1 protein-coding gene is annotated in these 400 nt (G+C 68.5%); it reads left to right on the top strand.

The genetic code is table 11. From position 1 onward, the window contains the following. A partial coding sequence (locus ACH107_RS33580; protein ID WP_412509897.1) for an AMP-binding protein occupies positions 1 to 400 on the top strand: 400 nt, incomplete at both ends.

Below are 400 nucleotides of genomic sequence, written 5' to 3'. Positions count from 1 at the left end.
CGAGGCGGGTCGGGTCGACTGGATCAAGCCGTTCTCGACGGTCAAGGACGTGAATTTCGACCTTGGCAACGTGTCGATCAAGTGGTTCGAGGACGGCACCCTGAACGTGGCGGCGAACTGCATCGACCGCCACCTTGGCACGCGCGGCGAGCAGACGGCGATCATCTGGGAGCCCGACGACCCGCGGGAGGCGGCGCAGCACATCACCTACCGCCAGCTGCACGACGAGGTCGGCCGCATGGCCAACGTGCTGAAGTCGCTGGGCGTGGGCCGGGGCGACCGGGTGGTGATCTACCTGCCGATGATCCCCGAGGCGGCCTATGCGATGCTGGCCTGCGCGCGGATCGGCGCGATCCACTCGGTGGTTTTCGCGGGGTTCTCGCCCGACGCGCTCGGCGCG

The organism is Roseovarius halophilus (ex Wu et al. 2025), from assembly GCF_047086965.1.
The sequence above is the reverse complement of the archived record's forward strand: the minus strand, read 5'-3'. Positions and strand labels throughout refer to the sequence as shown.